General features: G+C 49.0%; 23 protein-coding genes and 1 riboswitch. Of the genes, 17 read left to right on the top strand and 6 right to left on the bottom strand.

Translation table 11 applies throughout. The features are described 5' to 3' along the window. The first annotated feature begins 386 nt into the window (after nt 1–386). The 4 genes from JIE71_RS10645 to JIE71_RS10630 all read left to right on the top strand — a co-directional run bounded on the left by JIE71_RS10645 (nt 387) and on the right by JIE71_RS10630 (nt 4,350). Entirely contained in the window at nt 387–1,499 is a 1,113-nt protein-coding gene (locus JIE71_RS10645; RefSeq protein WP_199508693.1) for a hypothetical protein, read from the top strand. A 138-nt stretch (nt 1,500–1,637) separates the two neighbouring features. Then, the gene (locus tag JIE71_RS10640) at nt 1,638–2,447 is read left to right on the top strand and encodes a glutathione S-transferase N-terminal domain-containing protein (RefSeq protein WP_199508692.1); all 810 of its coding nucleotides are present in this window, start codon (nt 1,638–1,640) and stop codon (nt 2,445–2,447) included. Between the two features lie 79 nt (nt 2,448–2,526). Continuing rightward, nucleotides 2,527–3,282: an endonuclease/exonuclease/phosphatase family protein gene (locus JIE71_RS10635; protein WP_199508691.1), complete on the top strand. Its 756-nt coding sequence runs from the start codon at nt 2,527–2,529 to the stop codon at nt 3,280–3,282. 75 nt (nt 3,283–3,357) lie between these two features. Then, on the top strand, nt 3,358–4,350 hold the full coding sequence (locus tag JIE71_RS10630; RefSeq protein WP_199508690.1) for an NADP-dependent oxidoreductase: 993 nt from the start codon (nt 3,358–3,360) through the stop codon (nt 4,348–4,350). 67 nt (nt 4,351–4,417) lie between these two features. On the opposite strand, the gene JIE71_RS10625 is transcribed toward JIE71_RS10630, so the two are convergent. Beyond that, nucleotides 4,418–5,050 (bottom strand): alpha-ketoglutarate-dependent dioxygenase AlkB family protein, encoded by a 633-nt coding sequence (locus tag JIE71_RS10625; RefSeq protein ID WP_199508689.1) that lies wholly within the window; start codon nt 5,048–5,050, stop codon nt 4,418–4,420. Nucleotides 5,051–5,073: 23 nt separating this feature from the next. Next, nucleotides 5,074–6,981, bottom strand: a complete 1,908-nt coding sequence (locus JIE71_RS10620; RefSeq protein WP_199508688.1) for an ABC transporter ATP-binding protein — start codon at nt 6,979–6,981, stop codon at nt 5,074–5,076. A gap of 273 nt (nt 6,982–7,254) precedes the next feature. On the opposite strand from JIE71_RS10620, the gene JIE71_RS10615 reads away from it, so the two are divergent. Next, nucleotides 7,255–8,136 (top strand): EamA/RhaT family transporter, encoded by an 882-nt coding sequence (locus JIE71_RS10615; protein WP_199508687.1) that lies wholly within the window; start codon nt 7,255–7,257, stop codon nt 8,134–8,136. A gap of 207 nt (nt 8,137–8,343) precedes the next feature. After that, the gene (locus JIE71_RS10610; protein ID WP_199508686.1) at nt 8,344–9,234 is read left to right on the top strand and encodes a fructose bisphosphate aldolase; all 891 of its coding nucleotides are present in this window, start codon (nt 8,344–8,346) and stop codon (nt 9,232–9,234) included. Between the two features lie 127 nt (nt 9,235–9,361). Here the strand turns inward: JIE71_RS10610 and thiC are convergent, their stop codons facing one another. Then, the gene (gene thiC, locus JIE71_RS10605) at nt 9,362–11,383 is read right to left on the bottom strand and encodes a phosphomethylpyrimidine synthase ThiC (RefSeq protein WP_199508685.1); all 2,022 of its coding nucleotides are present in this window, start codon (nt 11,381–11,383) and stop codon (nt 9,362–9,364) included. Nucleotides 11,384–11,620: 237 nt separating this feature from the next. Further along, nucleotides 11,621–11,749: riboswitch (TPP riboswitch) on the bottom strand. A 279-nt stretch (nt 11,750–12,028) separates the two neighbouring features. Here thiC and pstS point away from each other — a divergent pair. The 5 genes from pstS to phoU all read left to right on the top strand — a co-directional run bounded on the left by pstS (nt 12,029) and on the right by phoU (nt 17,028). Beyond that, on the top strand, nt 12,029–13,189 hold the full coding sequence (gene pstS / locus JIE71_RS10600; RefSeq protein ID WP_199508684.1) for a phosphate ABC transporter substrate-binding protein PstS: 1,161 nt from the start codon (nt 12,029–12,031) through the stop codon (nt 13,187–13,189). A 113-nt stretch (nt 13,190–13,302) separates the two neighbouring features. Then, nucleotides 13,303–14,259 carry a phosphate ABC transporter permease subunit PstC gene (gene pstC / locus JIE71_RS10595; protein ID WP_199508683.1) on the top strand — a complete coding sequence of 319 codons (957 nt, stop codon included), beginning with the start codon at nt 13,303–13,305 and terminating at the stop codon, nt 14,257–14,259. A gap of 169 nt (nt 14,260–14,428) precedes the next feature. Next, on the top strand, nt 14,429–15,241 hold the full coding sequence (gene pstA, locus JIE71_RS10590; RefSeq protein ID WP_228284650.1) for a phosphate ABC transporter permease PstA: 813 nt from the start codon (nt 14,429–14,431) through the stop codon (nt 15,239–15,241). A gap of 63 nt (nt 15,242–15,304) precedes the next feature. Next, entirely contained in the window at nt 15,305–16,228 is a 924-nt protein-coding gene (pstB, locus tag JIE71_RS10585; RefSeq protein WP_199508681.1) for a phosphate ABC transporter ATP-binding protein PstB, read from the top strand. 77 nt (nt 16,229–16,305) lie between these two features. Further along, on the top strand, nt 16,306–17,028 hold the full coding sequence (gene phoU / locus JIE71_RS10580) for a phosphate signaling complex protein PhoU (protein ID WP_199508680.1): 723 nt from the start codon (nt 16,306–16,308) through the stop codon (nt 17,026–17,028). Between the two features lie 51 nt (nt 17,029–17,079). Here the strand turns inward: phoU and JIE71_RS10575 are convergent, their stop codons facing one another. After that, nucleotides 17,080–17,373, bottom strand: coding sequence for an oxidative damage protection protein (locus JIE71_RS10575; protein WP_199508679.1), 294 nt, complete (start codon nt 17,371–17,373; stop codon nt 17,080–17,082). A gap of 155 nt (nt 17,374–17,528) precedes the next feature. Further along, entirely contained in the window at nt 17,529–18,905 is a 1,377-nt protein-coding gene (gene argH / locus JIE71_RS10570) for an argininosuccinate lyase (protein WP_199508743.1), read from the bottom strand. A 221-nt stretch (nt 18,906–19,126) separates the two neighbouring features. Here argH and JIE71_RS10565 point away from each other — a divergent pair, with 221 nt between their 5' ends. The 6 genes from JIE71_RS10565 (at nt 19,127) to JIE71_RS10540 (ending at nt 24,922) form a co-directional block, all read left to right on the top strand. After that, the gene (locus JIE71_RS10565; RefSeq protein WP_228284640.1) at nt 19,127–20,155 is read left to right on the top strand and encodes a histidine kinase; all 1,029 of its coding nucleotides are present in this window, start codon (nt 19,127–19,129) and stop codon (nt 20,153–20,155) included. A gap of 428 nt (nt 20,156–20,583) precedes the next feature. Continuing rightward, a complete protein-coding gene (locus JIE71_RS10560) occupies nt 20,584–21,321 on the top strand; it encodes a LytR/AlgR family response regulator transcription factor (RefSeq protein WP_199508677.1) in 738 nt (245 codons plus the stop codon). Between the two features lie 136 nt (nt 21,322–21,457). Continuing rightward, nucleotides 21,458–22,462, top strand: coding sequence for a hydroxymethylbilane synthase (hemC, locus tag JIE71_RS10555; protein ID WP_199508676.1), 1,005 nt, complete (start codon nt 21,458–21,460; stop codon nt 22,460–22,462). 60 nt (nt 22,463–22,522) lie between these two features. Then, nucleotides 22,523–23,329, top strand: coding sequence for a uroporphyrinogen-III synthase (locus tag JIE71_RS10550; protein WP_199508675.1), 807 nt, complete (start codon nt 22,523–22,525; stop codon nt 23,327–23,329). A 91-nt stretch (nt 23,330–23,420) separates the two neighbouring features. Next, on the top strand, nt 23,421–24,377 hold the full coding sequence (locus tag JIE71_RS10545) for a hypothetical protein (RefSeq protein WP_199508674.1): 957 nt from the start codon (nt 23,421–23,423) through the stop codon (nt 24,375–24,377). A gap of 77 nt (nt 24,378–24,454) precedes the next feature. Continuing rightward, nucleotides 24,455–24,922, top strand: coding sequence for an acyl-CoA thioesterase (locus JIE71_RS10540; protein ID WP_199508673.1), 468 nt, complete (start codon nt 24,455–24,457; stop codon nt 24,920–24,922). 90 nt (nt 24,923–25,012) lie between these two features. Here the strand turns inward: JIE71_RS10540 and ribB are convergent, their stop codons facing one another. After that, nucleotides 25,013–26,128 (bottom strand): 3,4-dihydroxy-2-butanone-4-phosphate synthase, encoded by a 1,116-nt coding sequence (ribB, locus tag JIE71_RS10535; protein WP_199508672.1) that lies wholly within the window; start codon nt 26,126–26,128, stop codon nt 25,013–25,015. Between the last annotated feature and the right edge of the window lie 214 nt (nt 26,129–26,342).

Raw genomic sequence — 26,342 nt, 5'->3', positions numbered from 1 at the left:
TCATCATGGGTGTTCGCGCATGAAAATACAAGTTAGAAATACGCCATGCCTGTAAGCATATAAGCTGACCACAACTTATATGTGATATAAAAAAATGCGATTAAGACCACGTAGATAAGATCAAAAACTTGCTTACAAAGCGTCACCATTTGCTTGCAAAGTCACCATATAGCCTGTGATATGAAGTTGCTAGCATCATAAGGATAGACAAATTAATAAGGACAGCAGTAGCACCACGGATGCACAACGGATAGGAACAACGACGACTGTATCGAGATACTTTTTATATCTTAATATTAATAGCCTTTGTACCGAAGGCGCTGTTTAGGCTTGATTAAGACAGCGCACTTTTAAAACAACAATAGTGAAAATTAAGGAAAATAATTATGAAAGCAACGCTCAAAAGTTTACGTGAAACCAAAGCCAACCCTGCCGTCAGTGTATTTGTTAAAACGCATCGCAACCACCCTGCTAATGAAGCCGATCCCATCGCGCTAAAAAACCAGCTCAAAGTGGTCGAGGAGCGTCTGACAAAAGAGTACGACAAGCAAACGGCAACCACCATTCTCGATAATATTTATGCTAAAACCAATGAGCTGAATCATAATTATAATCTAGACACCCTAGCGATTTTCGCAAGCAGCGACGATGTGCAAATTATTCGTATGCCATTTGATACCAAAGAACGTGTGGTCATCTCAAATCGCTTTGCCACCCGCGACCTTGTCCGCGATATGGCAAGTGCAGTGCATTATTACGCCGTGGTATTAACACAGCACAAAGCGCGTTTGATTGAAGCGGCAAATGACCGCGTGGTCGCTGAATTTGAAAAAGATTCTGACAGACAGAACCATATGGAAAACATTCCTTTTCCGATTGAGAACAACAACCCATATATGACCAGTGACGGCAGTTCTGATCGCTCATCAGGTAACGAAAGCAGCTATCTAAAAGAATACTTTAACCAAGTGGATAAAAGTGTCCAAGAGTTGTGGGGCGAGTACAAACTGCCTATCGTAGTAATTGGTGATACCAAAAATATTGGTTATTACAAAGAAGTGTGCGACCGTCCTGACAATATCATCGCGACCGTTTCAAACGTCACGCAGCTTGAAGAAGGCGGCGCCCAGCACATTATTGATGGCGTACAAACAGCAATTGAAGATTACCGCAGCTCACTGCATCAAGAAGCGCTCGGCGAGATTGACAAGGCGCGCGGCGCAGACATGCTACGTACAGATTTACAAGAAGTTTACCGTGCTGCCTATCAAGGTATTGGCGAGCGTCTGTATGTACGCCGTGGCTATATGCAGCCAGCAATGATTGATGAAGAAGCGCAAACACTAAAAACAGCGGACGATGCCAGCGAAAAAGGTGTCACTGATGATGCGGTTGGCGATATCATCGAGCACGTCATGCATAACGGCGGCGATGTGGTGTTTATGCCTGCTGATATTATGAACGCTGACCAGCCCATTGCGCTTGTGACCCGCTACTAAACCACACCTCGCACAGCAACAGTATAAGGCGCATGGGTTTTGGTAAGCCTGTGCGCCCTTATCGTTTTTAGTCCCTTTTTTACCATAAAAAATACTTTGCCTGCACAACAATCAAAACAATAACCTAGGATAAACCTCATGATACTTCCCAACAATGCTATCGGCCACCATATTAAAAGTTTGCAAGCCACCGCCAGTACATTAATGCGCGGCGGACGCGGTAATATGGGTACGCCAAAGCCCATCATGCCTGAAAAAATGCTGGTGCTGTATGAGCATGAAGCCTGCCCATACTCGCGCCGTGTGCGTGAAGTCATGACGCACCTCAATCTTGACTACGAAAGCCGTCCCAGCCCGCACAAAGGACATGTGTACCGTGATGAATTAAAAGCGCTGGCGGGTAAGGCGCAAGTGCCGTTCTTAGTTGATGACAATACTGAGGATAAGATTTTGGATTCGCAAGCCATCATCGACCATCTGTTCGCCAACTATTCTAAAAATGGCGTGACTCCAGAACGCTACCAAGCACCCAAAGGTGACAAGGCGACTGTGATTAACAAGGGCGCCAGCGTGGTCTCAATGATGCGCGGCGTCAAAGCGGTACATCCTGACAAAAACCAAGCACGTGGTCGTCCTGATGAGCCGCTGCATCTGTATGGCTTTGAAGCCAGTCCATTTTGTCGCCTTGTGCGCGAAAAGCTCAGCGAGCTGGAGATTGGCTTTATCAGTCACAGTGTCGCGCGTGAGCAGATTGAGGACATTGGCGTGTTTGGTGTGCGCTTGGGCTTGGGTGAGTATCATCCTATTAAAGGTGGCAAGCGCGAACACGTGATGAAAGAGGTGATGCATGACAAATTGCAGTTCCCGTATTTGATTGACCCCAATACTGATACCCACATGTTTGAGTCTAAAGACATCATTGAGTATTTGGAAAAGACGTACGGTTAGAAAAAATATACGGTCAATCCGCGTATGCTAAGCTGTAGCGATCTTGTGTTTTATTATTTTTATTGTCATGGCGTTTTTTATGAGTACAAACACATTTGTTTTGACCAGTTACAACATCCACAAAGGCATGTCTATTTTTAATCGGCAAGTCAAAATGCAGGGCATCGCTGAAGCTTTAGATACGGTCGGGTCAGATGTTTTGTGCTTGCAAGAAGTGCAGGGACAAAACCTCAAGCGCACCATGCAATACAACGAATACCCCGATCAGTCGCAGCATGAATGGTTTGGGGAATATCTACAGCTCGAAAACAGCTATGGTAAAAACTGCGAATATGACCATGGTCATCACGGCAATGCGGTGCTTAGTCGTTTTCCTTTAGACCCCAAACACAATGTCAACATCACCGTCAATCGACTTGAGCGGCGCGGCGTACTGCACTGCGAAGTACAGCCTGTGGGGTGGTCGCGTCCACTGGTGGTACTTTGCGCGCATTTAAACTTATTTGAGCGCGACCGTATTAAGCAGTATCAAGCCATCAGCGATTATGTACGTCACGAGATTGCTGCTGATCAGCCGCTGGTGCTGGCAGGTGATTTTAACGACTGGAAAAAACTGTCTTGCGATAAGCTGGCAAGCGATTTGGGTATGAGTGAAGCCTTTAAAGTTTGTCATGGTAGCCTTGAGCCAACCTTTCCTGCCAAGCTGCCTGTATTGAGCCTTGACCGTATTTACGTGCGTAATCTATCAGTCAAACGTGCGTGGGTACACAGCGGTAAACCATGGTCTGACCTCTCCGACCATCTGCCCATCAGTGCAGAGCTGGCATTATTATGATAGGGTGCTAGGGCAGTTTATTAACTTGCCATACCAAACAAAGATAAAATAATAAACCAATAAAAGGATATAACCATGTCAAACGCTTCACTACCAACGACTCAGCACGCTGTTTTGATACGTGAATTTGGCGAGCCTGAAGTCATGCACTACGAAGATGGTGTGGCTGTGCCTGAGCTTGCGGATAAGCAAGTCCTTGTCAAAATTGCTTATACCAGTGTCAACCCTGTGGATTATAAAACCCGCCAAGGTAAAGGCTGGGGCGCAGAAGCGATTCAAGACAATAAATTCTCAAAAAACGAGCCTGCGATTTTGGGCTTTGATATGGCAGGAGAAGTGGTTGCGAGCAACGATGACGCCTATCAAGTGGGCGATAAGGTTGCCGCTTTGTCCTTTAGTGGCAGCTGCTATGCCGAATATGCGGCAGTCGATGGTCATTTATTGGCAAAAGTGCCTGAATCAGTAAGCCTCAAGCAAGCAGGCGCGCTGCCGTGTATCGGACAAACCGCGCTACAGTTTGTCGAATTTGCAGACATCAAAGCGGGCGAGCACGTGGTGATTAATGCGCCAGCGGGTGGCGTTGGGCATTTATTGATTCAATTATTGGCCGAAAAAATCATTAACGATGATATTAAAGTCACTGTCATTTGCTCGCCAGAAAAATATAAAAAACTGGGTGAGCTGATTGATACCAGTACGTTAAACGAATGGATTGACTACACCAAAGACGGCGCGTTTCCTGAGTTGCAGGCTGATGTCTTGCTCGATTTGGTCGGTGGGGATGCAGGCGTGCGCGCCCTTGATACGCTAAAGTCGGGCGCTCGCGTCTATGTCTTGCCAACCATTTGGGTTGATAAACTCAAGGAAGCAGGCGCACAAAAAGATCTGCAAGTCGCAGGTTATAAGGCAGAGCGTAACGGTGAAGATATGGCGCGCGTATTACAAATGGTGGCAGACGGCACATTGACCTTGAAAATTCAGCAAGTGTATCCGCTATCAGAAGCGGTTGCCGCGCATCATGAGATTCAAAAAGGCGATGCCTTTGGCAAGATTGTTTTGCAGGCCTAAATGGCTATTTATAGAGCATAGATTTATCAGGCCGGTCATTTACTGGCCTGATAATGACAAGCAACTGTTAAAACAGAATACGCCGAAAGGTTAAGCTGATACGTCCTGTATCGGCTTTTTTGGTTTTTGGAATGGTGTGTTTCCAATGCGCTTGCGTTGCGCCTGCCATCAGGTTTAGCGCTCCGCTTGGCAGTAGTAGTTCAATACGGCAGCGGGTGCGCTGATGCTTAAAGGCGATTTTGCGAGTAGCGCCTAATGACCATGTGGCAATCAATGGCGCGTCACCGAGCGCGGCTTCGTTGTCCGCGTGATAGCCCATGCCCTCATTGCCTGTTGGGTAGTCGTTTAATAAGCAGGCGTTAAAATAATCGCCTGCGGTTTCTAGAATACCAAGTGCGTGCAATTTGGCTTCAATTTGTCGCTTGATGTCATAGACCAGTGGATGCCACGGGATGCTATGGCGCGTGTGTCCCGAATAGCGATAGCAGATACCGTCATTGCCCATCCACACCACGCGCCGTTTGGTGATGTGCGTCTTGCCAAATAATGTGACCTTGTCCGACTGCCACGGCAACTCAAGCAGCTGCCCATAACAGGCCTCTATGCTGTACTTTGGGTGGGTGAGCAAGCCCAAATCATATAGCGCGCCATCATAAGGCAGCAGATTGTCAGGTAGGGTTTGCGGTAAAGTCTCAGGCATTATTCAGGCCGCTTATCATTATTTTAATCTTCACCCAAAAAGCCGCCGCTTTGACGTTGCCACAGCTTGGCGTATACGCCGTCGAGTTCAAGTAATTCGTCATGGCTGCCTTGTTCAATGATGTGTCCTTTGTCCATTACCACCAATCTGTCGAGCGCGGCGATGGTCGATAAACGGTGGGCAATGGCAATCACGGTTTTGCCCGTCATGATGTCGTTTAGACTTTCGGTAATCGCAAATTCAATCTCAGAATCAAGCGCACTGGTCGCCTCATCAAGCAGTAGAATCGGTGCGTTTTTGAGCATCACGCGGGCGATGGCGATACGTTGGCGCTGACCGCCTGAGAGCTTCACCCCGCGTTCGCCGACTTGGGTATCGAGTCCAGTATTGCCTTTATCATCGCGCAGCCCTTGGATAAAGTCCCACGCCTGTGCCTTTTTGGTGGCGGCGATGATGTCTTCATCGGTGGCATCAGGGCGACCGTAGGCGATGTTTTCACGTACCGTGCGGTGTAGTAGGGAGGTGTCTTGCGTCACCATGCCGATGGTCTGACGCAATGACTCTTGCGTGACCGCGTCAATCGCTTGCCCATCGATACAAATCTTACCGCTATCGACATCATAAAAGCGCAGCAGCAGATTGACCAAGGTCGATTTACCCGCACCCGAACGCCCGACCAAGCCAATTTTTTCACCCGCTTTGATGTCTAAATAAAAGTCATCAAGCAGTTTTACGGTTTGGGTTTTCTTCGCCGCAGTTTTGAGCGTATCAATAATCGCGCCTTCGTTGTCCGCCAGCGCATCGCCTTTGTCTTCGTAACTAAAATCCACGTGGTCAAAGACGATGTGTCCATCGGTGACGGTCAAGTCTTTGGCATCAGGACGGTCGGTAATCGCTTGCGGCGTGGAGAGGGTACGCATGCCATCTTGTACCGTGCCAATACTTTCGAACAGACTGCTGGTCTGCCACATAATCCAGTGCGTCAGACCATTTAGACGCAGCGCCATAGCGGTCGCGGCGGCAATCGCGCCCACGCCGACCGCGCCATCTTGCCACAAATAAATACCGATAACCGCGGTTGAGCCAATCAAGGTTACACTAATAGTGTGATTGGCCACCTCAAGGTAGCTGACCCAACGCATTTGCGCGTGTACTGTGCCCAAAAACTGCCCCATCGCGTGCTTGGCATAGTCCAGCTCACGGCGCGAGTGGCTAAACAATTTGACGGTCATGATGTTGGCATAGGCATCGGTGATGCGCCCTGTCATCAAGGCGCGCGCGTCCGCCTGTGCAATCGCGGTGCGTTTTAGCTTGGGAATGAAATACCACATCGCTGCGCCAAACAGCACCAGCCAAATGGCAAAAGGAATGAGTAATAAGCTGTCAAGATTAAATAAAATCACTCCCGTGGTGATAAAGTACACGGTCACGTACATCATCATGTCGGTGACGGTCATCACCGTATCACGCACCGCAAGCGCGGTTTGCATCACTTTTGCGGACACGCGCCCTGAAAACTCGTCTTGGTAAAATTGCATCGACTGCCCGAGCATACGGCGGTGAAAGCGCCAGCGCATCTGCATCGGGAACACGCCCTGAATCACCTGAAAATGTACCAAGGACGATAAGGCAATCCAAAACGGACTTAAAATCAGTACCGCAAACATCAGAAGCAGCATGTCGCCTTTTTGCAGCCACAAAGTCTCAGGCGTATACATGCCGAGCCAATCGACCAAGTTCCCAATCCACGCAAACAGCATCGCTTCATAGACACCGACGCCCGCTGAGAGCACCATAAACAGCAAGAGCCAGCCGCGCAGACCGTGGGTACACGCCCAAATAAAGCGCAGCAGCCCATGCCGAGGCAGCGGCATAGGCGTCTCTGGAAAGGCGGGCAGGCGAGATTCAAAAAAGCGAAATAAAGTATTCATAGGCAGCACAAAACGCGCGGGAAGACAGACATCCGCGTCGTTACTTTAATAAAAATGATGCGTCATTTTAACAAATTTGCACACTAAAACCTGCACACTAATTGTAATTTGCGTCTATCAAACGCTCGTGTATAGCATTGCTAAAATAAGTGACGCTACTCCCCGCACTAAAAATGGCTAGACGTACGCTTAAGCACTTGCTAATGTCTTGCACGGTTTTATGCTCGCTTGCTAAATAGGTGAGCATCTTTGTTCTTATTGCAGGCCATTTTTATGCTTTATCTTAGTATTGCTGTCTTGTGCAGCGTTAGCGTGTCGGTGCTGTTAAAGCTGCTGCGCCAAGCGGATTTGGACATTCGTCAGACCATCTTGGCAGGCTATCCGATTGCCTTTCTACTGACCTTATTATTGCTCGCGCCTGATACGGCGAGCATTGGCAGCTTAACGGGGACGGCGTGGGCGATTATTGTGGCGCTTGGGGTAATATTGCCGACCGTGTTTGTGATACTGGGTCGCGCCATTGGCGTAGCGGGGATGGTGGCGACCGATGCCGCGCAGCGCTTATCACTCATTATTCCGATTATTGCCGCCTTTGTATGGTTCGGTGATAGCTTATCGGCAACGCGGCTGCTTGGTTTGGCGCTTGGCTTTTTGGCACTTATTGCGCTGGTGTATCGTCCAGCGCAGCCTAAAGACAGCACCGATGCTAAAACACAAAATACGCCGATAGCGAAAGTCAGCACGTTGTCCTTTTGGCTGTTTGCCGTGTGGGCAGGCTATGGCGCGGTAGATATCTTGTTTAAACAAGTCGCCAAACAAGGCGCGGCATTTCCATTGACCTTGTTTGTGAGTTTTGGGTTAGCAGGCATCCTATTGTTCATTTATTTATTGATTCAGCGCCCCAACTGGCAGCCGCGCGCGCTGATGGCAGGCGTGCTGCTCGGTGCGCTGAATATGGGCAACATTTATGCCTATGTTCGCGCGCATCAAGTGCTTGCGGACAGTCCAAGTATTGTCTTTACCGCGATGAATGTCGGGGTGATTGCGCTTGCCAGCATCATCGGTGTGGGCGTGTTTAAAGAGCGCTTAAGCGGTATCAATCTGCTCGGTATCGTGCTCGCCATCAGCTGCGTGCTGGTGCTGTTTTTATTATAAACCCTTTGGCTTGGCTGTATTTGCCGCGCTATCGTCCTCATCCACGTCCTGTTATGTTATGGTGACGGACGGCGTGCGAGCATAGGCAATCTGCGTGCGGTGTGGTAAGGTATTTTGCACACAAGTTGGCTGGCAGTGGCATGGCAGCAACACGATTTTTTCTGATAAGATTGGACTTTTATCAACAATAAATAGGATGAGCACCTCATGGAATATCAACAACAATTACAGCGTATCAAAGACGGCTCTAGCTTTATCGCCGCGCTGGATCAAAGTGGCGGCAGTACGCCAAAAGCGCTTGCCAACTATGGCGTTGAGAGCGATGCATACGACAGCGATGAGGCAATGTTTGAGCAGGTACACGAGATGCGCGCGCGTATCATGACTTGTGATTGCTTTGACAGTGAGCGTGTACTTGGCGCGATTTTGTTTGAAGACACCATGGAGCGTGAAGTCAATGGCAAGCCAACCGCCGATTATCTGTGGCATGATAAAAATATCGTGCCGTTTTTAAAGGTCGATAAAGGGCTGGCAGAGCAAATGAGCGGCGTCCAAGTCATGAAGCCAATGCCAAATCTAGATTTGCTGCTTGATAAAGCCAAAAACTATGCGGTGTTCGGCACTAAAATGCGCTCGGTCATCTATGAGCCAAACGTCGACGGTATCGAGCTGGTGGTACAGCAGCAGTTTGATGTGGCAAAACAAATCCTATCAAAGGGTCTGATGCCTATCGTTGAGCCAGAGGTGGATATCAATAGCGCGGATAAAATCGGCTGCGAGCGACTGCTAAAGGTAAATATCCTAAACAATCTTGAGCGCCTGAACGACGACCAGCAAGTGATGCTCAAGCTGACTTTGCCTGAAGAAGCAGGCTTTTACCAAGAGCTGGTTGACCATCCAAAAGTGCTCAAAGTCGTGGCGCTATCAGGTGGCTATAGCCGAACGGATGCGTGTGCCAAACTTGCCGAAAACCCAGGCATCATCGCGAGCTTCTCACGCGCCTTTACCGAAGGCTTAAGCAAGCAGCAAAGCGATGAAGAATTTGCCGAAACCATTAACGCCTCGATTGATGAGATTTATCAGGCGTCGAAGGTGTAAAAAAAGTGCGCATGATTGGCTAATCGTTTGAGCCAACCGCTGGGAGAGTGATAAGAAAAGCCCCCGCAAGCAGTCGTTTGCGAGGGCTTTATGATGTGCTGCTATATGTTTGAGCCGCTAGGAGGTGTTACACCTCTTTATACAACTGGCGTCCTTCTGCGTTGTACTTTTCGCTCATCTCTGCCATGCCTTGACGCACTTCATCGAGGCTCGCTTCGCCAACTTGTCCGACCAGCTCGGTGTCTACGCGCTTGATGCGGTGCGCTTCATCGCTCAAATCGCCTGTACTGGTATCCACGCCGTGCCCTAGACCTGCCGCGTAATCACGCACGTTTTGGGTGATTTTCATTGAGCAGAACTTTGGCCCACACATTGAGCAAAAGTGTGCCGATTTGTGCGCGTCTTTTGGCAAGGTTTCGTCATGATATTCACGCGCGGTATCTGGGTCGAGTGCCAGATTAAACTGGTCATCCCAGCGGAATTCAAAACGCGCTTTTGATAGCGCATTGTCACGTGCCTGCGCGCCAGGATGTCCTTTGGCAAGGTCGGCGGCGTGCGCGGCGATTTTATAGGTGATGATACCGTCTTTGACGTCCTTTTTATTGGGCAGACCCAAATGCTCTTTTGGCGTCACATAGCACAGCATCGCGGTGCCAAACCAGCCAATCATTGCCGCACCAATCGCGCTGGTTATGTGGTCGTAACCAGGGGCGATGTCGGTGGTTAAGGGACCAAGGGTATAAAATGGTGCATCGGCACAGACTTCCAGTTGCAGCTCCATGTTTTCTTTGATGCGGTTCATCGCCACGTGTCCAGGACCTTCAATCATCACCTGCACGTCATGTTCCCATGCGATTTGCGTCAGCTCGCCCAAGGTTTTTAGCTCGCCAAATTGCGCCTCGTCATTGGCATCTTGGATACAGCCAGGGCGCAGACCATCACCTAGGCTGAACGCCACATCATACGCCTTCATAATCTCGCAAATTTCTTCAAAATGCGTGTAGAGGAAGTTTTCTTTATGATGCGCAAGACACCACTGTGCCATAATCGAGCCGCCGCGTGAGACGATGCCCGTTAAGCGCTGAGCGGTCAAGGGCACATAGCGAAGCAGGACGCCTGCGTGAATGGTGAAATAATCCACGCCTTGCTCGGCTTGCTCAATCAAGGTATCGCGGAAAATCTCCCACGTTAAATCTTCGGCGACGCCGTCCACTTTTTCGAGCGCTTGATAAATTGGCACCGTCCCAATCGGCACAGGCGAGTTACGAATCAGCCATTCGCGGGTTTCGTGAATATGGTTGCCCGTGGACAAGTCCATGATGGTGTCCGCGCCCCAGCGCGTTGCCCACGTCATTTTGGACACTTCTTCATCAATCGATGAGCCCAGCGCCGAGTTGCCGATATTGGCATTAATTTTGACCAAAAAATTACGCCCAATAATCATCGGCTCGCTTTCTGGGTGGTTGATGTTGTTTGGGATAATGGCGCGACCTGCCGCCACTTCATCACGTACAAATTCAGGGGTGATGACGCTTGGCGTGCCTGCGCCAAAGCTCTCGCCCTCGTGCTGGCGCATGTCGGTCAGCTCGTGCTGTTTTTGCGTTTCGCGGATGGCGATGTATTCCATCTCAGGGGTGATGATACCGCGGCGGGCGTAGTACATTTGCGTCACGTTCGCGCCCGCTTTGGCACGGCGCGGCTTGTCAATATGAGCAAAGCGCAAGTTGGCGGTGGTGATGTCCCGTTCGCGCGCTTGACCATAGCTGCTCGACAACTGCTCTAAGCGCTCAGTGTCGCCGCGTTCTTCAATCCACGCTTCGCGCAGTTTGGGCAGACCACGGGTCAAGTCCACGCGGTGATTGGGGTCAGTGTAGACGCCTGAGGTGTCATAAACATAAAACGGCGGGTTCTGTTCGGCTTCTTTTGCGCCCGTACCGCCAACAGGGGTGTCGGTCAAGGTAATCTCGCGCATCGGCACTTGAATATCAGGGCGTGAACCTTGGATATAGACTTTTTTGGAGGCAGGTAAAACGCGTTCTAGGTCGCGCGCTTCTTCTTCAAAGCGGGCATCTTTGGCGTTACGGTGGGCTGGGGTTTTTAAGGCGTCCGCGCGCTTGTCAGCGGGGCGGGTATCGGCTGAAGTCGTCATATGCAATCCTAGCGTGTTGGTTAAAAAACAGCAACACCGCCAGATATGCGGGGGGAGTGATGATGTCAGGTATATAGCGGCGATATCGATACGGTGCGTGCTTGTGTTTACGCCAAGCGGCTGAGTATCAATGAATGCGCTGCATATTGGTGAGCGTCGTTGGTCACTGTTATAAGCGGTTTTGTTTTTACAAGCGCATTATAAAAGCGTTGCCTTTCAGCACGTCACTCACACACGATACATCATCTCAGACTTCCCTGCGTCGGTACTAACCGCATCAGGTTCGGCGGGTGAAATCTCAGCGAATGGGCAATGTTGTTTGGCGTTTTACCAATCACATTAGCCACCGCACCCCGAGTCTGCCAGTGTTGTTCATCTGCCCCATACTAACAAACTTCATGGCACGCGGCTAATACTATTTTGGCAAATGCTTTTTTAAAAAAAAGTCTCGCTTTGATGTCAATTTTTAGTGTTTTTGGACATAAAAAACACATCACGCTTTTGTATTACTTTGATTTGAAATAATTTTTTAATAAAAACGACTGCGCTAAAGTTGTCATAAAACTGTCATTAAATCTTGGCAAAATACAACGCATTCGAGAAACATACTTTTTATAAGCAGTGGTTAAACTTCAGGAGTTTTACATGCGTCTTTCGTTATTAGCCGTCGCCGTCAGTGGTACCCTCATGCTTACGGCATGTAACCAATCAACCGATACTGCAGAGCCTGCGGCGGATAACAGCGCAGCGACTGCCCCTGCAACGAGCGCTGACAGCACTCAGCAGTCAGCCAGTGCAGCACCTGTTGATAGCGACAAAGTTTCGATGAGCATTACTGGCGCGGGCGCATCGTTCCCACAGCCTATCTATGCTAAGTGGTCAGCGGACTACAATGCAGCGACCAAAGGCCAAGTGAACTATCAGTCTATCGGCTCATCAGGCGGCATCAAGCAAATCACTGCAGGTACGGTTGATTTTGGGGCATCGGATGCGCCAATGACGCCAGAAGAGCTAGAAAAAGAAGGCTTGATTCAGTTCCCAACCGTTATCGGTGGCGTGGTACCTGTCGTGAATATCGAAGGCATTGAGCCTGGCGCACTAAAGCTTGACGGTAAAGTATTGGCGGACATCTATCTTGGCAACATCAGCAAGTGGAATGACGCGGCAATCAAGGCGCTAAACCCAGACTTGACGCTACCAGACAGCCCAATTACTACTGTATTCCGTTCAGACGGCTCAGGCACGACCTTTAACTTCACGGACTACTTGGCAAAAGTATCACCAGAGTGGGAAAGCAGTGTCGGTGTGGACAAAACCGTTAAGTGGCCAACCTCTGACCGCGGTGCGGCAGGTAAAGGCAACGAAGGCGTGGCAAGCTACGTGAACCGTATGCAAAACTCTATCGGCTATGTGGAATACGCGTACGCGAAGCAAAACAACATGTCACACGTGACCTTGAAAAACGCAGCGGGTAACTTTGTACAGCCATCAATCGACAGCTTTGCGGCAGCAGGCGACATCGACTGGTCTCAGCAAGAAGGCTTCTATAAAGTCATTACCAACTCAGAAACTGACCAAGCATGGCCAATCGCTGCGGCGACCTTTATCTTGGTTCACAAGCAGCCACAAGATCCAAAACAAGTGGCAGGCGTGCTGAACTTCTTTAACTGGGCGTACGACCAAGGCGACGCGGCAGCAACTGAGCTGGACTACGTGCCATTCTCAGATACCGCCGTGGCACTGTTTAAAGACAGCTGGAAACAAGTGGTTGATAAAGATGGCAACCCTGTCTATACCCCACAGTAAGAACCGTTAACGCATGACGTCTGTGACCAAGCCGAGGGGTGGGTCGCAGGCGTCGTTGCATCGCTTGTATTTAGCGCATCTATTCGAGTAATGAGAGCAACGTTGAGGTGACTATGGCAGGGCACAATCTGCAAACACAATTGGCAAAACAAAAGCGCTGGGATGCTGTCTTTGTAAATACCACCAAAGCAGCGGCGGTGCTTGTGCTGCTCAGCTTAGGGGCAATTTTGGTCTCCTTGATTGTTGGCGCATGGCCAAGTATGCAGACCTTTGGCTTTGACTTTTATACCAGCAACAACTGGGATCCTGTTGCAGGCGAGTACGGGGCGCTGGCACCGATTTACGGTACGGTGATGACCTCGATTATGGCGATTGTGATTGCGGTGCCTATTAGCTTTGGTATTGCCATCTTTTTGACTGAGCTGTGCCCAACCTTTTTAAAGAAGCCTTTGGGCATCGCCATTGAGCTGCTCGCGGGTATTCCCTCTATCATCTATGGTATGTGGGGTCTGTTCGTATTTGCGCCGTTTTTTGGTAATAACATCCAGCCGTGGCTGACCGAGCATTTGGGTGATTTGCCTATGATTGGTAAGCTGTTCGTCGGTGCACCGATGGGTATTGGTCTGTTTACCGCCGCGCTTGTTTTAGCGATTATGATTATTCCCTTTATCGCCGCGACCATGCGTGATGTGTTCTCAGTGGTGCCCAATTTACTCAAAGAATCCGCCTACGGTATGGGCGCGACCACGTGGGAGGTGATGTTTAAAATCATCTTGCCTTACACCAAAGGCGGTGTGGTCGGTGGGGTCATTTTGGGCTTGGGTCGTGCGTTGGGTGAGACCATGGCGGTGACCTTCTTGATTGGTAATACCTTTAACATCAACCCAAGTATGTTCGCCTCTGGCGTGTCGATTACCTCGGCGCTGGCCAACGAATTTGCCGAAGCCTCTGACCCACTGCACTTGGCGTCACTGCTACACCTTGGCTTGATTCTATTTATGATTACTTTTGTGGTACTGAGTATCTCGCGCTTGATGCTGCGCAATATGGACAAGCGCGCAGGACACTAAGTCGCTGCGCACGGTTTACTACTTTTAATAAGCGTTATGTTGTATGAACGGTCAATCCAGCGACCGATGAATCAAAAGGAATATGTGCATGTCTAGCTTGACTGCTGTGTCACCTGTCTCAACCACGCCCGCGCAAAAGATTGACCGCGGCTTATACCGCCGCCGCCGTATGTGGAACAAGGTCGGACTGGGCTTTGCGTCTTTTGCCATGGTCTTTGGTTTGTTTTGGCTGCTTTGGATTTTGGTCACGCTCGGTATCGAAGGCATGAGCGGCTTGATTGAGATGCCAGTATTTACCGCAGACACGCCGCCGCCGATGACAGAGGGTGGTTTACGCAACGCCATCGTGGGTTCAATCATGATTGCCAGTAGCGGTTTGTTTATCGGTGCGCCGATTGGCATGTTGGCGGGTATTTATTTGGCGGAATTTTCAGGCGGCAACAAGCTGGGTCAAGTCATTCGTTTTTTAAATGACATTTTGCTGTCAGCACCCTCTATCGTGATTGGTCTGTTCGTCTATGCCTTGATGGTAAAAGGCGGCAGCTTTTCAGGTTGGGCAGGGGCGTGCGCTTTGGCACTCATCGTAATTCCTGTGGTGGTGCGTACTACTGAAAACATGCTGCTGCTCGTGCCCAATACCTTACGCGAAGCGGCGTATGCGCTTGGTACGCCTAAGTGGAAACTGGTGCTCAGCGTAACGGTAAAAGCAGCGCGCGCAGGCTTGACCACAGGGGTGCTGCTCGCATTCGCCCGTATCACGGGTGAGACCGCGCCTTTGCTATTTACAGCGCTGAACAACCAATACTTTAGCTTAGATATGAGTAACGCCATGGGCAACATGCCAAACACCATTTATCAGTTTGCCATGAGCCCTTATGACAACTGGCATGCCTTAGCTTGGGCAGCAGCGCTATTGATTACCTTTACGGTGCTTGCGCTCAATGTCATCGCCCGTTATATCGGTGCGCGTGAGCGTCATTAATCACGGCTGCGACTCAGCCATTGCCACACAAACGCATATCAGATAGAAAAAAAGGATACTCCCATGACTGACACCGCTATCAAGACACCAAAAACCAAATCCGTATTTACAGAAGAAAGCACAGCCGTGAACACAAAAACCACCCAGCCACCTGTATCGGCCCCTGTTATCAACACAAAAGCCAACACACAGGCGCAGGCAGGTGCCAGCAGCACAACAGAAGAAGCAACGCCCGCAGCGAAAATGCAAATCCGTGATTTAAACTTCCATTACGGTGATTTTCATGCACTAAAAAATATCTCTATCGACATTCCAGACCGCCAAGTGACCGCGTTTATCGGGCCATCAGGCTGCGGTAAATCAACCCTGCTGCGCACCTTTAACCGCATGTATGATTTGTATCCCAACATGCGCGCGGATGGGCAAATCATCCTTGATGGGCAAAATATCTTGGACAAGTCGGTCGATGTCAATTTGCTACGCGCTCGTGTCGGCATGGTGTTCCAAAAACCGACACCGTTCCCGATGTCTATTTTTGATAATGTTGCCTTTGGTGTGCGTCTGTACGAAAAACTGTCTAAAGCGGATCTGGCCGAACGTGTCGAATGGGCACTTAAAAAAGCGGCACTGTGGGATGAGGTTAAAAACAAGCTAAACGCCTCAGGTCTGTCACTCTCAGGTGGTCAGCAGCAGCGCTTGTGTATCGCGCGCGGCGTGGCTACCAAGCCTGAAGTACTGCTGCTCGATGAGCCAACCTCCGCCCTTGACCCCATCTCAACAGGCGCGATTGAAGACTTGATTGAAGACTTAAAACAAGACTACACAATCGCGATTGTGACCCACAATATGCAGCAAGCGGCGCGTATCTCAGACTACACCGCCTATATGTATCTGGGTGATATGGTTGAGATTGGCAAGACCGACCAAGTCTTTACCAACCCCACGCAAAAAGCGACCGAAGACTACATCACAGGTCGTTACGGTTAAGCTGCCATAATTGCTACCGATGCCACTCTGTAGCGGCATATTTTTTTGTCTTAATTTGGCCTTATGAGGACACCATCATGCCGCATCAAATGACGCACACCTCGCCCAGCTTTGACCATGATTTAAAAGAAACCACGACCTTATTTTTGCAAATGGGCGCGCAAGTGGGTGAGCAGGTAGCGCATGCCATGCGCGCCTTAATTGACAGCGATAGCACACTAGCGGAGCAAGTGATTGAGTACGACAGCCATATCAATCAAATGGAAGTGCAAATTGATGAGCATATTTTGCTGCTCTTAGCGCGTCGCCAACCTGCCGCGCGTGATTTGCGCTACGTGATGGCGATGAGTAAAGGCGTGGTAGATATCGAGCGCATCGGCGATGAAGCGACCAAAATTGCGCACATGGCCAAACAAATTGCCGCCGACAATCACAACAACACCTATTGTCACCATGAAGTACAGCACCTGAGCAACCAAGTACGCTTGATGCTGCACAATGCGCTGCTGGCTTTTGAAAAACTACACGCCAACGAAGCATTTGAAGTGATGCGCGATGATGGTAGTGTTGACTTCGAGTACCAGTCGGCGGTAAGGGCGCTGATGACGTATGTCATGTCAGATGCGCGCCAAGTCACACAAGTGATGAATCTGATGTGGGTGCTGCGCGCGCTTGAGCGTATTGGCGACCATGCGCGCAACATCGCCGAGCTGGTGATTTATATCAGTAGCGGCACAGACGTGCGCCACAGCGATTTTCATACCGTCAAGCAAGCGGTCGATGCGTCAAAAGACAATTAAACCAAACCTCAAAAAAGGGTCTGTTAGCATTAACAGACCCTTTTTTATGGTTTATTTGTTTTCAGGCGTCCACCCTTGTGGGCGTTCGTAGTCTTCATTGTCCAAAAACTTATTGCGCTGCTCGGTCAAGAATTTCTTAGCTTCAGGGTCCATCATGCTCAGATGATTTTCATTAATCAGCATGGTTTGGTGCTCAAGCCACTCTTTCCAAGCCTTATCAGACACTGTGTCTTGCAGCTCTTGTCCTACCTTATTGGGAAACGGTGGGTATGACATTCTGGGCAAGTCTTGCTTGTATTTACGACAAAATACGGTGTTGCTCTGGGGGTTAAAAGTTTCCGCCATTGTTATTCTCCTTATGACTCTAATTATTATCAGGGGATACGTAACGATTACTTTACCTGATTATTGGATATAAAAACACCCGCAATATGGCGGGTGCTTCTGTTATTGCCCAGTTGCGGCCTATATTTTGGGATGCAACGGATACTGTTTTGAGACTAGGCTTCTAGGGCATCGATACGCGTACGGGCGCGCGCGACCGCTTGCAGCACTTGGTTTGGTGCTGTGCCGCCCAAGTGGTCACGAGCTGCCAATGACCCTTCTAAGGTTAAGTAATCAAACACATCCTCACCAATCGCATCGCTGAACGATTGTAATTGCGCCAAAGACAAGTCGCTTAAATCCACGCCTTCTTTAATGCCAAGGGCAACGGCATTGCCAACGACTTCGTGCGCGTCACGGAACGCCACACCACGGCGTACCAAGTAATCCGCCAAGTCAGTCGCCGTCGCGTAGCCTTTCATGGTCGCTTCACGCATGCTGTCCTTGTTTGGGACGATGTTTGGTAGCATATCAGCAAACGCCAGCAGCGAGCCTGTCAAAGTATCGACGCAATCAAACAGCGGTTCTTTGTCTTCTTGGTTGTCTTTATTGTACGCCAGCGGCTGGTTTTTCATCAGCGTGAGCAAGGTTGTTAACTGACCGAACACGCGCGCTGCTTTACCGCGTACCAGCTCAGGCACGTCTGGATTTTTCTTTTGCGGCATAATCGATGAGCCTGTGCAGAAACGGTCAGGAATCTGTACAAAGTTAAACTGCGCGGACATCCATAGGATAATCTCTTCGCTCATGCGCGACAGATGCATCATCAAAATCGACGCCGCCGCGGTAAATTCAATAGCAAAGTCACGGTCAGATACCGCGTCTAGTGAGTTTTGGCAAATGCCTTCAAAGCCAAGCAATTCGGCAGTGATGGTGCGGTCGATAGGGAAGGTTGTGCCCGCAAGCGCGGCGCTACCAAGTGGCATCTGATTGATGCGGCGGCGCGCGTCAATTAAGCGCTCGGTATCACGATGCAGCATCTCAAACCATGCCATCACATGATGACCGAAGCTGACTGGCTGAGCGGTCTGTAAATGGGTAAAGCCAGGCATGATGGTATCAGTGTGCTGCTCAGCCAGACCTAATAAACCACGTTGCAGGCGGATGAGTAGCGCGATGATATTGTCGGTCTCTTCGCGTAGCCACAGACGGATATCGGTTGCCACTTGGTCATTACGGCTACGACCTGTGTGCAGTTTTTTGCCGACCGCACCGACGATATCGGTCAGACGCGATTCGACATTCATGTGTACGTCTTCTAGGGTCACTGACCAATTAAACTCGCCCGCTTCAATCTCAGCCAAGACTTGTTTTAGACCGTCAATAATGGTCGCAACGTCTTCTTCGCTCAGGATTTGGCATTCTTTTAGCATGGTGGCATGCGCGATAGAGCCTTCGATGTCGTGGCGGGCAAAGCGCTGATCAAAGCCGACCGAGGCGGTAAATGCGGCAACAAAACTGTCGGTGGCTTCGCTAAAACGCCCACCCCACATTTGTTGTCCGACACTTGTACTGGACTTGTCTGCTGGTGAGGTATTCATGCTAGAATCAGAAACAGCTGAACTTTTATCTTGCTTGGGATTATTAGGATTTGAAGAAGTGGCATTCATATTGGTCTAATACAAGTCAAAAAAATAAGAGCTCCAGTATAGCAAAGGATGAGGTTGCCTTACTAGCTGAGCGTCTAGAGTTTTTTATGCCTAGGCTCATGCAGATGATTTCACCTTGGCGATGGCTACTCTACTTATTTTTTTGGTCTTTATTCGTTACCGTGATAGACCGCCAAGATTTGAACACTTGGTTGGACTTTATCACGCGCTTTGTTGCGCGTTTTATTAGAAATGCTCTAACCGTCATTCCTGCCGTTTATCTCATTGACTATTTACGCCCGATTATCAAGCAGATGAGCATCATTAAAGTCAGTATCACTGTCATAATAATCATGGTAACCAGCGCCGCGTTTTGGACAGTGGTGATGCTGCTACTTATGATCAATATCGGCCTTACGCAGTATGCGCTTGCGAACTTTATTTTAACCGTTGGTCTGATGATGGTCATTACTGGCGGCTTTACGTTTTTGTTTTTATTATACTTTGTACGTAGCTACCGTGAGCTGTCTGCACTCAACCAATCCTTTGAACAAAAACTGACCGCCCAAAATGATATTATTAAAGCGCGATTGGCACCACATTTTTTCTTTAATACCATTAATAGTTTAAATGGCTTGATCGAGACCAATCCGCAAAAAGCCGCCAACTTACTTCAAAACATCTCTTCCTTATTTCGAGCAAGCTTTAGCGGTATTCAAGAGATTAGTTTTGAAGAGGAAGTGGCACTGTGTGAGGATTATCTGGCGATTGAGTCAATCCGTTTGTCCGAAAAGCTAATCGTCTACTGGCATTTGCCTGATGACGATATTCTATATGATATGGTCATTACAGCCTTAACCTTACAAAGTGTACTTGAAGGCTTACTTTTTAATGTCGTTGAAGTGACGACCGAGACCATTGTGATTAATGTCGAAGTCACATGGCACCAGCATACGGTGCGTATCATCATCAATGTGACCTTGCCCAAAAAAACCTTTATTGTGCAGCACGATTTACAAAAGCGCTTAAACTTTCGGGTACAGGCGGAGCGCTTGCAGGCTTATTTTGGCGATACCGCCACTATCAAGAATATGATCACCAAAGAACATATTATTACTACCATCACTTATCCATTGCAGGATGTGGGTTTATAGCCTTCAATAATGATAATGGTTTTAAATTTTTAACTGTTTTTTATAAAAAAATAACCGCTGTCATCCGTCATATATACCGCTTAAGCAAATCGTGATATATTTTTGGTATCTCTGGTTGCTACAGACACAAACATTACACTATATTGGTTGGCTCAATACTTACCTACTTTAATCAGATAATAATCATTATCAAATGAAAAATGAAAAGCGTATTTTTTTCTATATTCGCTTTAATGACGGAAGCCATACAATATCAAGACGCGAGTCCTAATGACATTAAAAAAAAGGCTCATAAAATGTGCGGGTATCTGTCGATAAAAAGCTATGCAAGGGCTTTTTATTTGGTAAAGTATAGATAAGAATATTCACAAGATTTAATTGATAAAAGAGCCGAAGCATATTGGGTAGGCTGGGACAGAGGAATTTACATGCGGATTGTAGTTTGTGATGATGAGCCACTTGCGCGTGAGCGCTTGGTCAGAATTGTACAAGAATCAGGTCACGAGGTGGTTGCGCAGGCGACTACAGGTGCCGAGGCTATTAGTGTGGTAAAGGCCAAGCAGCCCGATGTGATTTTATTAGATATCAGAATGCCTGAAATGGACGGGGTGCGCTGCGCACAAGCGTTAAACGCGCTCGAACACCCGCCAGCGGTTATCTTTGTGACAGCCTATGACCATTACGCCATTGCTGCCTTTAAAGCCAATGCGATCGGGTATTTGCTCAAGCCTGCCAACAAAGATGAATTGATTGAAGCGCTTAGTACAGCAAAAAACTTAAATGCGGCGCAATTGAACGAAATTCGTAAGCTTGAAGACCCAACCGCCCGTCCTGTACGTGAGCATATTGCAGCGCGTACCCATCGCGGAGTGGAGCTGATTAGCTTAAAAGATGTGTTTTATTTCACTGCCGACCAAAAGTACGTCAAAGTACGCCACAAAGATGGCATTGTACTGATTGATGATACGCTAAAAGAGCTGGAGCAAGAGTTTGGTGAGCGCCTGTTCCGTGTACACCGTAATGCGATTATCAATCTAAGCTATTTGGATTATTTAGAAACCGTGGATACAGGACAGTATCAAGTGCGCTTTAAAGGCATTGATGAAACGCTGGCCGTCAGCCGCCGCCACTTGCCTGCACTGCGTGATAAAATACAAAACATGTAGCTTGCTTGTACTTCCAGTAATTTCTGCTTTGTTATCTCTACATATCATCTACCCCTTATTTATGCTTAAATAGGGGTATTTTTTTGTCTTTATCTATTTTACTGTTGCTCACTATGCACTGTTATTGAGGCCTGTCATGAGTACCCAAAAAAAGCCTACGCTAACCACATTAACCATCGCCACGCGCCAAAGTCCTTTGGCACTATGGCAAGCCGAGCATATCCGCGACCGCCTGTTGGCATTGTACCCGACGCTGACCATTAAGCTGCTCAAAATTGTCACTAAGGGTGACAAAATTTTAGATACGCCGCTGGCAAAAATCGGCGGTAAAGGCTTGTTCGTAAAAGAGCTTGAGCAAGCAATGTATGACGGACAGGCCGATATTGCGGTACATTCGTTAAAAGATGTGCCGATGCATCTACCCGAGGGCTTACTGCTGGGTGCGTACTGTGAACGTGAAGCGCCAACCGATGCCTTTGTGTCCAATACCTACGAGAATCTTGAAGCACTGCCAGAAGGGGCAATACTGGGCACCTCCAGCCTACGTCGTCAATGCCAAATCAAAGCGCACCGTCCTGACTTACAGATTAAAACCCTACGCGGCAATGTGGGCACCCGTCTATCAAAGCTCGACGCTGGTGAGTACGATGCCATTATCCTTGCGACCAGTGGACTCAAGCGCATTGGCTTAGAGGCGCGTATTCGTGGCGAGCTGGATGTGGATGTCTGCTTGCCTGCAGTAGGTCAAGGGGCGCTGGCGATTGAATGCCGCGAAGACGATAATGACGTCTTAAACTTGCTTGCACCTCTCAATGATAATGAAGCACGTATACGTTTAATCGCAGAGCGGGCGCTAAACCGCCATCTAGAAGGCGGCTGCCAAGTACCGATTGCAGCATTTTCGGTACTTGAGACCAAAACTGCTGACAGTGACAGCGCTGCCCCAACGACCGAGCTTTGGCTGCGTGGACGTGTGGGCGAGGCGGATGGTAGCGTATTGCTCAAGGCAGAATCACGTGTAACGTTAAGTGGGACGCAAGACGCGATGGAAGCGCAGGCCAACCAGCTGGGTATTGACGTGGCGGAGCAGCTATTGAACCAAGGCGCAGGTGCGATTTTGAGCGCACTGAGCCACGATTAAGCACGCTGTCACTGTACTGTATTCTTACTGTACTTTTGCGAAAGGATGGGCAGGTAACCCATGGCGACTCATGACATCAAACACGCTGCGCCTATATTCATTAATACGCGTCCTGATGAGCGTGCAGGCGCGCTTAGTGACTATTTGACGGCGCGTGGTATCGAAGTCGTGGCGTTGCCCATGCTGGCACTCACCCCTTGTACGATTGGTCGTGATGAGCATGGCTATATGCAGGCGTGGTTGGCAGGCGCGTATGATGCCTTGGTGGTGATTAGTCCGACAGCGGCAGAATATGGCTTGGCGGCGCTAAAGATATTACCGCCAGCACAGCACAGACGCACCGTAATCGCGGTTGGTGGGCGGACACTGATGGTATTAAAACAAGACCCTTTATTAACTGCCTCAAAGCTGATAACGCCAGCGGTAAGCAGTAATGAGGGACTCATTGCCATGCCTGAGCTGGCAGGCTTGCAAGCGGGTGCGCGGGTGCTGATATGGCGTGGTCATGGTGGCAGAAGGCTGTTGAGCGATGACTTACAAGCACGCGGTATACAAGTAGATAGCATTGCGTGGTATGCGCGCACATTGCCTACAGAAGCGTTCGCACAGTACCGCGCTTGGTGCATCGCGCATAACAGTCGCGCTCAAGAAACAGGTATGACGTACAAGCCGTGGGTGCTGATCAGTAGTGGCGCCGCGTTTACGCATTGGGCGCAAGTGGTACGTGAACCGTTGAATGACTTTCGCTACTTGGTGCTGGGCGTACGCTTGCAAGCCTTGTTACAAGCGCAACAGCTGTCTTGTGTACTGATACATGAATTGACACCTCAGCACATTTATCAGACATTACAGTCAGCAGGCCGTTAGGACGTGTCTTTAATTTAAATGCTTAAGATTAAATGGGCTAAATTTTTGGCAAACGGTGTCGGTTTGACACAATATACTATGGTAAGTCGCTATGTCTATGCAGTCTAACCCTTCCTCAAATAACCCATCTGCGGGTCAACAGCGACGACAAGCAACCAGCTTGCTGCTGCGCTTGCAGTGGCTGGTTATATTGATATTGCTGGCGTCTATCGTTTGGCTGTATGTCAGTCAGCAGCGCTTTGAACGGCAAATGGATAATCGCTTACAGAGTAACGAGCAAGTGATTGGACGCTTGAACGATATGGACGATCGCTTGTTTGCTATCAGTCAGGCCAGCGCCCCTGCGCCAAGCGTTGCGCCGAGCAGTCAAGCACAAAATCAGTTGGCATTATTACGCATTCAAATAAAAACCGTGGACAAGCTGCTGCTGGATAATGATTATGATGCTGCCATTGAGCTGTTGCGTGGTCTGCAGTGGCAGCTGTCGCAAAGCAGCAATGAGATTGCGCCTGCATTGACGATTGTGCTGCGCCAAAGTCTGGTAAAAGATATTGAGCGCCTACAAGCCAAAGCATCACAGTCCAGCCCTTGGGCGCTACAAAATTTAGCCATTCAAAATATCCAAAACTACTTACACACCCAAAGGCGGTTAATAGGTCGCACTGACGCAAACAACTTATCAGCGCCAATAACGGCACGTGACATGACGATTTCTGAAATCATTATGACCTTAAATTTGGCCATGCAATCGAGCAATATGCATAATAAAGACCAGCTGGTCAGTTATTTATCCCAAGCGCAGTCGCAATTACGTCCATTATTGGTATCAACAAACGCTAATAGCACAGACATGCCAAGGCAAACCGCCCAAAGCGATGTGGGCGCAAGTACAGCAAAAAGCAGCACAGAGCGCCTGTCTAATCTCTCGGCATTGCCCGCGCCCAAGCGTCTTGCTGATGTGTCACAAAGTTTGGAGACACTCATTGCTGCTGCGCCAACCACCACGGCATTGTTAACCAGCCAAGTATTGGCTGATCCTAAACGTTAACAAGACTACGCGCGTTACTGTGGCAATTATTTTTACCATCGCCCAATAAGATGAACCGATAAATAATAGGGATAACCATGCAAGCTTCCACTTTTGAGAAACCCGCTCCTGACGCCCTAAGTGCGTATCCTGTTGTCCATCAGCAAATGATGCAATGGGGTGAGATGGATGCCTTTAATCATTTAAACAATGTGGTGTATTACCGTTACGCTGAGTCGGCACGTATCACCTATTTACAAGCGCTCGGTATGTTTGATGGGGATATGGTGACTGTTTTGGCGCAGTCGAGCTGTCAGTATCTGCGTCCAGTGACCTACCCAGACACGCTGCTGATAGGCGTACGCTGTCAGCGTTTGGGCACGACCAGTATGACGGTCGCCTACAGTTATTACAGTGTGGCGCAAGAGGCGATTGTCGCGACAGCAGAGTCGGTAGTAGTCCGTTTAAACAATAGTGCCACGCAAAAACTGCCTTGGTCGGATAGTGAGCGCCGCGCTTTGCTCGCACTAGAAAACAGCGTCGGACATACGCCAGAAGGTGCGTAACTGGACTCTTAGCAGCATAGAAAAAACCCATCGATTTAATACGATGGGTTTTTTGTTTAAAGTAGGGTGTGTGGCGCATTAATGATGTGTTTACGCATCCTCACCAGGCGCTGCAACCGACTCAACCACGTTTAGCTCAAAGCCAGACAAAGCGTGAAATTTCATTGGCGATGACAACAGGCGCATGTCGCGAATGCCCAAATGACGCAAAATCTGAGCCCCCACACCAATGCTGCGGTACGGCTGCTGCGTGATGGTCGATAGCGATTGGTTGTCTGCAGTTTTGTCTAGCGCGTCGCCCAAATCAACAGGATCATTACTACCAATCCATACCAACGCGCCACGTGGCGACTCGCTGATTTCTTTTAATGCCGATTGTACGCTCCAGCCGCTACGGCCTGTGGCATCGTTTTTGGCAGCGAACAGGTCACGCAAAGGGTGAAAGCCGTGTACACGTACAGTGCTGACGCCTTCGGTGACATCGCCTTTGACCAGTGCCAAATGGGTCTCATCCGCGCCAAACTCACGGAAGCGGTGTAGGGTAAAGGTACCGTACTCCGTCTCAAAAGGCTTTGCTGAGACTTCTTCGATGGTTTGTTCATTGGCAATGCGGTAGTTGATTAAATCGCTGATGGTGCCGATTTTGAGGTTGTGCTCTTTAGCAAAGACTTCTAAATCAGGGCGGCGTGCCATCGTACCATCGGCATTGATAATCTCAACCAGTACTGACGCAGGCTCAAGACCTGCAAGACGTGCCAAATCACAACCCGCTTCGGTGTGACCTGCGCGGTGCAATACGCCGCCATTACGCGCAACGATAGGGAATATATGGCCTGGCTGTACCACATCGCTGGCTTTGGCGCTTGCAGATACAGCCGCTTGAATAGTACGCGCACGGTCAGCAGCAGAGATACCTGTGGTCACGCCTTCAGCCGCTTCAATAGATACCGTAAAGTTGGTACTGAACTTGGCTTCGTTACGATCTGACATCAAAGGCAGCTCTAGCTGGCGCGCACGCGCTTCTGATAAGGTCAAGCACACCAAGCCGCGCGCATGGGTAATCATAAAGTTGATATCATCAGGACGCACGTGGGTGGCGGCCATAATCAAGTCGCCTTCATTTTCACGGTCTTCATCATCCATAAAGATGACCATTTTGCCTGCGCGGATGTCATCAAGAATCTCTGGAATGGTATTTAAAGTCATAATTATCTCAGTCGTTTTGGAGGCATTATCAGTAATCTGTCATCAGTCCATCCGCTATTGATAAGCGCTTGATGTTTTGCAGCGCTTGCTACTCACACTGGGCGGTCAGATGGGTTAGGATTGACAGGCATGGGCTTATTCTAACGATTTTTTTGGCTTTTTGCTGTACTGTCCGTTTACCTTGGGGTTTATTCTATCAATCAGCCGTATCAGC

It is taken from the genome of Psychrobacter sp. bablab_jr014 (assembly GCF_016464015.1).
Taxonomy (GTDB): Bacteria; Pseudomonadota; Gammaproteobacteria; order Pseudomonadales; family Moraxellaceae; genus Psychrobacter.
Note: the sequence above shows the minus strand (reverse complement) of the source record. Positions and strands in the feature narration are given on the sequence as shown.

Bases quoted from the DNA above. Each gene is read 5' to 3' on its own strand.
- thiC (WP_199508685.1), bottom strand. From the start codon at position 11,383: ATGACGACTTCAGCCGATACCCGCCCCGCTGACAAGCGCGCGGACGCC.
- pstC (WP_199508683.1), top strand. From the start codon at position 13,303: ATGGCAGGGCACAATCTGCAAACACAATTGGCAAAACAAAAGCGCTGG.
- JIE71_RS10635 (WP_199508691.1), top strand. From the start codon at position 2,527: ATGAGTACAAACACATTTGTTTTGACCAGTTACAACATCCACAAAGGC.
- JIE71_RS10615 (WP_199508687.1), top strand. From the start codon at position 7,255: ATGCTTTATCTTAGTATTGCTGTCTTGTGCAGCGTTAGCGTGTCGGTG.
- JIE71_RS10620 (WP_199508688.1), bottom strand. From the start codon at position 6,981: ATGAATACTTTATTTCGCTTTTTTGAATCTCGCCTGCCCGCCTTTCCA.
- hemC (WP_199508676.1), top strand. From the start codon at position 21,458: ATGAGTACCCAAAAAAAGCCTACGCTAACCACATTAACCATCGCCACG.
- pstS (WP_199508684.1), top strand. From the start codon at position 12,029: ATGCGTCTTTCGTTATTAGCCGTCGCCGTCAGTGGTACCCTCATGCTT.
- JIE71_RS10625 (WP_199508689.1), bottom strand. From the start codon at position 5,050: ATGCCTGAGACTTTACCGCAAACCCTACCTGACAATCTGCTGCCTTAT.
- JIE71_RS10545 (WP_199508674.1), top strand. From the start codon at position 23,421: ATGTCTATGCAGTCTAACCCTTCCTCAAATAACCCATCTGCGGGTCAA.
- JIE71_RS10540 (WP_199508673.1), top strand. From the start codon at position 24,455: ATGCAAGCTTCCACTTTTGAGAAACCCGCTCCTGACGCCCTAAGTGCG.
- pstA (WP_228284650.1), top strand. From the start codon at position 14,429: ATGTGGAACAAGGTCGGACTGGGCTTTGCGTCTTTTGCCATGGTCTTT.
- JIE71_RS10640 (WP_199508692.1), top strand. From the start codon at position 1,638: ATGATACTTCCCAACAATGCTATCGGCCACCATATTAAAAGTTTGCAA.
- pstB (WP_199508681.1), top strand. From the start codon at position 15,305: ATGACTGACACCGCTATCAAGACACCAAAAACCAAATCCGTATTTACA.
- JIE71_RS10550 (WP_199508675.1), top strand. From the start codon at position 22,523: ATGGCGACTCATGACATCAAACACGCTGCGCCTATATTCATTAATACG.
- JIE71_RS10610 (WP_199508686.1), top strand. From the start codon at position 8,344: ATGGAATATCAACAACAATTACAGCGTATCAAAGACGGCTCTAGCTTT.
- ribB (WP_199508672.1), bottom strand. From the start codon at position 26,128: ATGACTTTAAATACCATTCCAGAGATTCTTGATGACATCCGCGCAGGC.
- argH (WP_199508743.1), bottom strand. From the start codon at position 18,905: ATGTGGGGTGGGCGTTTTAGCGAAGCCACCGACAGTTTTGTTGCCGCA.
- JIE71_RS10645 (WP_199508693.1), top strand. From the start codon at position 387: ATGAAAGCAACGCTCAAAAGTTTACGTGAAACCAAAGCCAACCCTGCC.
- phoU (WP_199508680.1), top strand. From the start codon at position 16,306: ATGCCGCATCAAATGACGCACACCTCGCCCAGCTTTGACCATGATTTA.
- JIE71_RS10560 (WP_199508677.1), top strand. From the start codon at position 20,584: ATGCGGATTGTAGTTTGTGATGATGAGCCACTTGCGCGTGAGCGCTTG.
- JIE71_RS10565 (WP_228284640.1), top strand. From the start codon at position 19,127: ATGATTTCACCTTGGCGATGGCTACTCTACTTATTTTTTTGGTCTTTA.
- JIE71_RS10575 (WP_199508679.1), bottom strand. From the start codon at position 17,373: ATGGCGGAAACTTTTAACCCCCAGAGCAACACCGTATTTTGTCGTAAA.
- JIE71_RS10630 (WP_199508690.1), top strand. From the start codon at position 3,358: ATGTCAAACGCTTCACTACCAACGACTCAGCACGCTGTTTTGATACGT.